This window comes from Pseudomonas baetica, from assembly GCF_051216495.1.
Taxonomy (GTDB): Bacteria; Pseudomonadota; Gammaproteobacteria; order Pseudomonadales; family Pseudomonadaceae; genus Aquipseudomonas; species Aquipseudomonas baetica_B.
Genome location: NZ_JBPKAM010000179.1, coordinates 1 through 7,283, shown reverse-complemented (window position 1 = coordinate 7,283; position 7,283 = coordinate 1). Strand labels below are relative to the sequence as shown.

General features: G+C 60.6%; 5 protein-coding genes. 3 read left to right on the top strand and 2 right to left on the bottom strand.

All coding sequences use genetic code 11. The features are described from left to right. Positions 1-120 precede the first annotated feature (120 nt). Entirely contained in the window at positions 121-1,434 is a 1,314-nt protein-coding gene (locus ACSFE6_RS30390; protein WP_435431067.1) for an ATP-binding protein, read from the bottom strand. 115 nt (positions 1,435-1,549) lie between these two features. Continuing rightward, positions 1,550-2,290 (bottom strand): osmolarity response regulator transcription factor OmpR, encoded by a 741-nt coding sequence (gene ompR, locus ACSFE6_RS30385; RefSeq protein ID WP_047536233.1) that lies wholly within the window; start codon positions 2,288-2,290, stop codon positions 1,550-1,552. A 361-nt stretch (positions 2,291-2,651) separates the two neighbouring features. Here ompR and ACSFE6_RS30380 point away from each other — a divergent pair, with 361 nt between their 5' ends. The 3 genes from ACSFE6_RS30380 (at position 2,652) to gshA (ending at position 7,205) form a co-directional block, all read left to right on the top strand. After that, positions 2,652-4,976: a Tex family protein gene (locus ACSFE6_RS30380; protein WP_435431066.1), complete on the top strand. Its 2,325-nt coding sequence runs from the start codon at positions 2,652-2,654 to the stop codon at positions 4,974-4,976. After that, entirely contained in the window at positions 4,976-5,359 is a 384-nt protein-coding gene (locus tag ACSFE6_RS30375; protein WP_435431065.1) for a PaaI family thioesterase, read from the top strand. The genes ACSFE6_RS30380 and ACSFE6_RS30375 overlap by 1 nt, the downstream gene beginning before the upstream one ends. Positions 5,360-5,621: 262 nt before the next feature. Beyond that, entirely contained in the window at positions 5,622-7,205 is a 1,584-nt protein-coding gene (gene gshA, locus ACSFE6_RS30370; RefSeq protein WP_435431064.1) for a glutamate--cysteine ligase, read from the top strand. Positions 7,206-7,283: the final 78 nt, after the last annotated feature.

Sequence of the window (7,283 nt, the reverse complement as noted above, 5' to 3'; positions counted from 1 at the left end):
GTTGGGGGGGGGGGGTAGTCGTTTGGGGGAGGAGGTGACGTGCAAAAGAGATCACAGGGCGGGTTGGGGGAGCGAGCCTGCTCGCGAAGAGACCTGATGCCTCACCGAAAATTTTCGGCGTTAAACCGCATCCCTCGGCAGCATCAACCCCAGCGGCAAACGCACCCGCGCCTCCAGTCCACCGCCCTCGCGGTTGCGCAGTTCCACATTACCGCCATGCATCGAAGCAATCCGCTTCACGATTGCCAATCCCAATCCGGTGCCCTTGCCACCACGTGCGCGGTCGCCACGGGTGAAAGGGTTGAAGATCGCCTCCAGCTCCGATGGATCGATCCCGGCGCCACGGTCCATAACGCTCAGCACCACGTACGGCGCTGCGGTGTCACCCGACACATACGCTGCCACCTCAACCCCGCTGCCGGCATGATGCAGAGCGTTGCCGATCAAGTTGTTCAGCAGCCGCTTCATCGAAACCCGACGCAACGGAAACGGCTGGATCGGTTCCAGGCGCAAGCGCACTTTCTCTTCGCCCTGGTTGTACGGTGCGGCGACTTCGCGCACCAGATCGCTCAGGTCCACTTCCTCCACCGACTCATCACGGCCGTCGCGGATAAACGCCAGGAACTGGTCGAGGATCGCATCCATGTCTTCGATGTCGCGAACCATGTCGTCCGTCAAATCATTGCGGTCGCCCATCAGCTCCAGGGACAAGCGCAAGCGGGTCAGCGGCGTTCGCAGGTCGTGGGACACCCCGGCCAACATCAGTTCACGCTCGCGACCGGCCTGTTCGACATCCTCGGCCATCTGGTTGAAGGCGCGATAAACCTCGGTCATTTCACTGGGCGTATCGCTGATCGGCAGGCGTACGCTACGTCCCTGACCGAGCTGCCGCGCGGCGTAGACCAGACGTTTCAGAGGTTGATTGAGTTGGCTTACGAAAATCCACGCCGAGGCGGTGGACAGCAAGCCGATGGCCAGGAACCAGCCCAGCACATTCCAGATTTTCTGACCGCGCAGCGGATGCGGATACAACGGCACTTTCAGCCAGCCGTCGCCCAGGCTTGGCGCCCGAACCCACAATGCCGGTGGTGAATGCATGCGTAATCGCACTTCGGTGTCGGCACCCAGCTCCGCCTGCATCTGCCGCTGATAAATTTCACTGTAGGGCCAGTGTTGCTCGCCTTCCGGCACACCAGCGCCCACAACCCGAATCAGGGTTGCGGCTTCGGCAATCTTGTCGCGGTTGTTTTCATCGGCTGCCCAATAGGCACGCAACGTCAGGGCGACGCCGTGGCTGTACTGGCGGTCCACCAGCACATCTTCGTTCATCAACAGATAAACCAGGGTCAGTGCCTTGGAAAACAGAACGACGATCAGCACCAGCCAAAGGGTGCGAGAGAAGAAACTCTGGGGGAACCAAACCGGGGTTTTCATGGATAACCGCTACACACTTGCAGGAGCGAGGGATGCTCGCATATTGCGGGTCGCGAGTCTGCGGGCAAGGTCTTCTGATCCTTCGCCCGCACGACCCGCGCCTACAAATCGCCGATCATTTGGTGGCGGTGCCATCCGGAACGAACACGTAGCCCACACCCCAGACAGTCTGGATATAGCGCGGCTTGGACGGATCCGGCTCGATCATGCGACGCAGACGGGAAATCTGCACGTCGATGGAACGCTCCAGGGCATCCCATTCGCGACCGCGGGCCAGGTTCATCAGTTTGTCACGGGTCAGTGGCTGACGGGCGTTCATCACCAGCGCCTTGAGTACCGCAAACTCACCGGTGGTGAGCATGTGCACTTCTTCACCACGCTTGAGCTCACGGGTGGCCAGGGACAATTCGTAGTCACCGAAGGTCACGCTTTCGTCTTCGCTGCCCGGTGCGCCCGGCACCGGAGCCGACTGACGACGCAGGACGGCTTTGACCCGCGCCATCAACTCGTCCGGATTGAACGGCTTGGCCAGGTAATCGTCGGCGCCCAGTTCAAGGCCCTTGATGCGGCTTAGCTCATCGCCCTTGGCGGTCAGCATGATGATTGGAATCTGATTGTTCGCGCCACGCAGGCGGCGGCAGGCGGTCAGGCCGTCTTCACCGGGCAGCATCAGGTCGAGGACGACCAGGTTGAACACTTCGCGCGCCAGCAGGCGGTCCATTTGCTCGGTGTTCGGTACGGCGCGGGCACGGTAGCCCTTGCTGACAAAAAAACGCTCCAGCAGGCTGCTAAGGCCCGGGTCGTCGTCAACAATAAGAATTTTTTCGCCTTCAGCAATGTTTGCAGTGCTGCTCATTGGATGCTCCTTTGATCTCGGCGCGCATTATGGCGTAGCTGCCGTTATACGCACCGTGTGCATTGTTAGCAGATTTTTCCTTCACTGCCAGAAATCCGGGCATTTTGCCTACAGTCTGCGATACCCCCCGAAGGACAGAACGCTGGTTATAATGCGCGGCCTTTTGTGTCAGGCAACGTCTGATTGTTACGCCGGGTGGCCATGCTTTATTTTCATGGCTCAGGCAGTAATTGTTCGATTTCACGGGTCAACGGGATACCTATTGATCCAGGTAGCGGCGCAGGCCAGGCCGCTCAACCAGGCTCGTCGGCCCCTATCCTTGCGCCTGCGAGCCTGCTTTCACAATTTGTCAGGTGGTTTTATGGACAGCATCAACAGCCGCATCGCCGAGGAACTCGGCGTACGCCCACAACAGGTCGAAGCGGCCGTCGCGCTACTCGATGAAGGCTCTACCGTTCCCTTCATCGCCCGTTACCGGAAAGAAGTGACCGGCAGCCTCGATGACACCCAATTGCGTCACCTGGAAGAGCGTCTGCGCTACCTGCGAGAACTCGACGAACGGCGCATCAGCATCCTTGCCAGCATCCAGGAGCAAGGCAAGCTGACCCCTGCACTTGAACGCGACATCAAGCTCGCCGACACCAAGACCCGCCTCGAAGACTTGTACCTGCCGTACAAGCAGAAGCGCCGCACCAAGGGCCAGATCGCCCTGGAAGCCGGCCTCGGCGAGCTGGCTGACGGTCTGTTCAACGACCCGAACCTGACACCGGAAGTCGAGGCTGCTCGCTTCGTCAATGCCGATAAAGGCGTGGCCGACGTGAAAGCCGCTCTCGAAGGCGCCAAGTACATCTTGATGGAGCGCTTCGCCGAAGACGCGGGCCTGCTGGACAAGCTGCGCAACTTCCTCAAGCAGGAAGCCACCCTCAGTGCCCGCGTGATCGCTGGCAAGGAAGAGGAAGGCGCCAAGTTCCGTGACTATTTCGAACACGACGAACCGCTGAAAAGCATGCCATCGCACCGCGCACTGGCGATTTTCCGTGGCCGCAACGAAGGCATTCTCAGCTCCGCGCTGAAAGTCGGTGATGAACTGCCGGGCACCATGCACCCGTGCGAAGGCATGATCGGCCAACAGTTCGGTATCCAGAACCAGAACCGTCCAGCCGACAAATGGCTGGGTGAAGTGGTGCGCTGGACCTGGAAGGTCAAGCTCTACACCCACCTGGAAACCGATCTGCTGGGTGAACTGCGCGACGGCGCGGAAACCGAAGCAATCAACGTCTTCGCCCATAACCTGCACGACTTGCTGCTGTCGGCCCCTGCCGGCCCGCGCGCCACCCTGGGCCTCGACCCCGGCCTGCGTACCGGCTGCAAGGTTGCCGTGGTCGACTCCACCGGCAAGCTGCTGGATCACGCCACCGTTTACCCGCACGTGCCGCACAACAAGTGGGATCAGACCATCGCCATTCTCGCCGCTCTGTGCGCCAAGCATTCGGTGGACCTGATCGCCATCGGCAACGGCACCGCTAGCCGCGAAACCGACAAGCTGGCCATAGAGCTGATCAAAAAATACCCGGCCATGAAGATGACCAAGGTCATGGTGTCCGAGGCTGGCGCATCGGTGTACTCCGCATCGGAACTGGCCGCCAAGGAATTCCCGGACCTGGATGTGTCGATCCGTGGCGCGGTGTCGATTGCCCGTCGCCTGCAGGATCCGCTGGCGGAACTGGTGAAGATCGATCCGAAATCCATTGGTGTCGGCCAATACCAGCACGACGTGTCGCAACTGAAACTGGCACGCGGTCTGGACGCTGTGGTCGAGGACTGCGTGAACGCTGTCGGTGTGGATGTGAACACCGCTTCGGTGGCGCTGCTGGCGCGGATCTCCGGTCTTAATGCGACCTTGGCGCAGAACATTGTCAGCCACCGCGACGAACATGGCGCCTTCAAAACCCGCGCTGCATTGAAGAAAGTTGCACGCCTTGGCGAAAAAACCTTCGAACAGGCCGCCGGCTTCCTGCGCGTCATGAACGGTGACAACCCGCTGGACTCGTCCGCCGTACACCCGGAAGCCTATCCGTTGGTACAGCGCATTGCCGCCGAGACCGACCGTGACATCCGCTCGCTGATCGGTGACGCCGCGTTCCTCAAGCGCCTCGATCCGAAGAAGTTCACCGACGAAACCTTTGGTCTGCCAACGGTCACCGACATTCTGCAAGAGCTGGAAAAGCCGGGCCGCGATCCACGACCGGAGTTCAAGACTGCAGAGTTTCAGGAAGGCGTCGAAGACCTCAAGGACCTGGAACTGGGGATGATCCTCGAAGGCGTGGTGACCAACGTGACCAACTTCGGTGCGTTCGTCGATATCGGCGTGCATCAGGATGGTTTGGTACACATCTCCGCACTTTCGGAGAAGTTCATCAAAGATCCACGAGAAGCGGTCAAGGCCGGCGATGTGGTGAAAGTGAAGGTCATGGAAGTCGACATCCCGCGCAAACGCGTAGGCCTGTCGATGCGCATGAGCGACACCCCGGGCGAAAAGATCGACGGTGCCCGTGGTGCGCGTCCGGGTTCGGCGCCACGCCAGTCCCAGAACACGGCACCACGCAAGGAAACCACGGCTGCGGCTCCTTCCAACAACGCCATGGCTTCGCTGTTCGCCAATGCCAAACAGTTGAAGAAACGCTGATGGACATTCCTGCCGGCCTGACCGAAAGCGCGTTCTTCAGGCTGCTGGGCTGCCGCTTGCACAGCCTGGAAACCGGGGTGGCGCAAGTCGCTCTGGCGCTGGAGCCCGAACTGCGCAATCGGGGTGGCAAGTTGCACGGCGGGGCCTTGTTCAGCCTCGTGGACATTGCCATGGGGCTGGCTTGCTCCAGCACCCATGGTTTTGACCAGCAGAGCGCGACCATCGAGTGCAAGATCAACTACATCCGCGCCGTCGCCGATGGCGAGGTGATGTGCACGGCACGGGTGATCCACCCGGGCCGGCGCACGCTGGTGGTCGAGGCCGACGTGATGCAAGGCGACAAACTGGTCGCAAAAGCACAAGGCACGTTCGCTGTCCTGTAGCTAGTCGCCATCAATTTGAGGTAATTTCGGCGCTGTGACCGCAGCGCCGAAGTTTCCTGTGGGAGCGAGCCTGCTCGCGAAGGCAGTGTGTCAGGTGAGCTCAATGCCGACTGACACTCCTTCTTCGCGAGCAGGCTCGCTCCCACAGGGAATTGCGGCGATCAGTCCTAAAACCAGGCGAAAACGCCAGTTTCAACTTCACCCTTGTAGACCGTCTTGCCCACCCCCATATTGGGGCGACTGACGCGTGAAGGAATCCAACTTGAGCGAACTTCTCAACCGCCGCCTGGCCCTGCTCGGCGAGCGTGCCAACCTCTCTCTGCTCGAACAGTGCCTTCACGGCATCGAACGTGAATGCCTGCGCGTGACCGGCGAAGGTCGCCTGGCGCAAACGCCGCACCCCGAAGAATTGGGTTCCGCGCTGACCAACGAACAGATCACCACCGACTATTCCGAGTCGCTGCTGGAGTTCATCACCCCGGCCCTGCCCGACCCTGCCGATACGCTGGCGAGCCTGGACAGCATTCACCGCTTTGCCTACAGCAAGCTCGGCAACGAGTACCTGTGGAGTCCATCGATGCCGTGCCCGTTGCCGGCCGAGGAAGATATCCCGATCGCCTATTACGGCACGTCCAACATCGGTCGTCTCAAGTACGTGTACCGCCAGGGCCTGGCTTTGCGCTACGGCAAGACCATGCAGTGCATCGCCGGCATTCACTACAACTTCTCCCTGCCGGAAAAACTCTGGCCGCTGCTCAAGGCAGCTGAAGGCATTGACGCCACCGACCGCGACTTCCAGTCCTCGTCCTACATTGCCCTGATCCGCAACTTCCGCCGCTACAGCTGGCTATTGATGTACCTGTTCGGTGCATCGCCGGCGCTGGATGCCGGTTTCCTGCGCGGTCGCTCGCATCAGCTGGAACAACTGGATCCGGACACCCTCTATCTGCCGTACGCCACCAGCCTGCGCATGAGTGACCTGGGTTACCAGAGCAACGCCCAGGCCGGTCTGACGCCGTGCTACAACGACCTGACCAGCTACACCGACAGCCTGCGCAAAGCGGTCGCCACACCGTACGCGCCTTACGTCGAAGTCGGCACGCACAAGGACGGTGAGTGGGTTCAACTCAACACCAACATCCTGCAGATCGAAAACGAGTACTACTCCAACATCCGCCCCAAACGCGTGACCTATTCCGGCGAGCGTCCGATCCAGGCGCTGATGGCCCGCGGCATCCAGTACGTCGAAGTGCGGTGCCTGGATATCAACCCGTTCCTGCCGATGGGCATCGATATCACCGAATCGCGTTTCCTCGACGCCTTCCTGCTGTACTGCGCCCTGAACGACAGCCCGCTGCTGACCAACACCAGTTGCGGCAACGCAACGTCGAACTTCCTCAGCGTGGTCAAGGAAGGTCGTCGTCCGGGCCTGCAATTGCAACGCGACGGTCAGCCGGTAGATCTGAAGGAATGGGCCAGCCAATTGCTGGAGAACATCGCGCCACTGGCCGCGCTGCTGGATCAGAGTCATGGTGGCGATGCCCACAGCAAGGCACTGGATGTACAACTGGCCAAGGTCAAGGACCCGTCCCTGACGCCGTCGGCCCAGGTCCTGGCGGCGATGGCCGAACACAAGGAGAGCTTTGCCCAGTTCTCCCTGCGCCAGAGCCAGGCCCATGCGGATTTTTTCCGCAGTGAGCCGTTGTCCAGCGAAGAGCAGGCGAAGTTTGAAGAGCGCGCGCGCTCTTCGCTGGCTGAGCAAGCGGAGCTGGAGCAGAACGAGGTTGGCGATTTCGATGTGTTTGTCGGGTCGTATCAGGCCAGTATTCTGGCGATCAGCAATTAATCGCTGAAGGTCCTGCGGACCTTATCGCGAGCAGGCTCGCTCCCACAGGTTTTGCGGTGCTCCTTGTGGGAGCGAGCC

What these genes read in the sequence shown, in the direction of transcription:
- ACSFE6_RS30390 (WP_435431067.1), bottom strand. Translation starts at nt 1,434, where the DNA reads ATGAAAACCCCGGTTTGGTTCCCCCAGAGTTTCTTCTCTCGCACCCTT.
- ompR (WP_047536233.1), bottom strand. Translation starts at nt 2,290, where the DNA reads ATGAGCAGCACTGCAAACATTGCTGAAGGCGAAAAAATTCTTATTGTT.
- ACSFE6_RS30380 (WP_435431066.1), top strand. Translation starts at nt 2,652, where the DNA reads ATGGACAGCATCAACAGCCGCATCGCCGAGGAACTCGGCGTACGCCCA.
- ACSFE6_RS30375 (WP_435431065.1), top strand. Translation starts at nt 4,976, where the DNA reads ATGGACATTCCTGCCGGCCTGACCGAAAGCGCGTTCTTCAGGCTGCTG.